This is a genomic window from Streptomyces sp. LHD-70 (genome assembly GCF_031157275.1).
Classification (GTDB): Bacteria; Actinomycetota; Actinomycetes; order Streptomycetales; family Streptomycetaceae; genus Streptomyces.
The window spans coordinates 1-894 of record NZ_JAVIFW010000058.1; the positions used below are offsets into that span (position 1 = coordinate 1).

At 66.0% G+C, this 894-nt stretch carries 1 protein-coding gene; it reads right to left on the bottom strand.

What is annotated here, in order from left to right; genetic code table 11:
* Nucleotides 1–13 precede the first annotated feature (13 nt).
* Nucleotides 14–822, bottom strand: a protein-coding gene (locus RCO28_RS39245; protein WP_308946205.1) for an IS5 family transposase whose coding sequence is annotated in 2 segments (ribosomal slippage) — nt 14–483 and nt 483–822 — 810 coding nt in all. Because the reading frame shifts where the segments join, the coding sequence is not laid out codon by codon here.
* Between the last annotated feature and the right edge of the window lie 72 nt (nt 823–894).

The following is an 894-nucleotide window of genomic DNA, read 5'->3' on the forward strand; positions in this document are numbered from 1 at the left end:
CTTACTGATCGTTTCAGAATGATGTTCGGAGTCGTCTCAAGCAGATGATGCTGCAAGCGAGTTGGAGCAGGCCGAGGTGGAGATCGGCTCGTATCTCATAGCGGATGCGTAGCCGCTTGAACTGGTGGAGCCAGGCGAAGGTCCGCTCGACGACCCAGCGGGTCTTGCCCAGGCCGGAGCCGTGCGGGGTACCGCGGCGGGCGAACTTCGGTGTGATGCCGCGGGCCCGGAGAAGGCGGCGGTACTTGTCGTAGTCGTAGCCGCGGTCCGCGAAGAGCCGGCCCGGCCGGTGCCTCGGGCGCCCGCGCGTTCCGCGGATGCGGGGTATCGCGTCCAGCAATGGCATCAGTTGAGTGACGTCGTGCCGGTTTCCGCTGGTCAGCGAGATAGCCAAGGGGGTTCCGTGGCGGTCGGTGATCAGGTGGTGCTTGCTGCCCGGACGCGCGCGGTCGACTGGCGAAGGTCCGGTGTGAGCCCCCCTTTGAGGGCCCTGACATGGGAGGCGTCGACTGCCGCGTCGTTCATGTCCAGCAGGCCCGCGGCCCTCAGCTCGGCCAGCAGGACCTCGTGCAGCTGCGGCCAGACACCGGCCTCGGTCCAGTCCCGCAGACGCCGCCAGGCCGTCACGCCGCTGCAGCCAACCTGTTCAGCCGGAACATCCCGCCAGCTCACGCTCTTGCACAGCACGTAAACGATGCCCCGCAGTGCAGCCCGGTCATCCGTCGGCAATCGCCCGGGATACCGATGCCGCCGCGGCGGACGAGCTGGCAGTAGCGGGGCCACACGTTCCCACAGGTCATCAGGCACAAGATCAGCAGACACCCAACAGATCCTGTCGAGGCCACACCCAACTGCCAAGCCCCACAACGAACTTCATTCTGAAACGATCAGTTA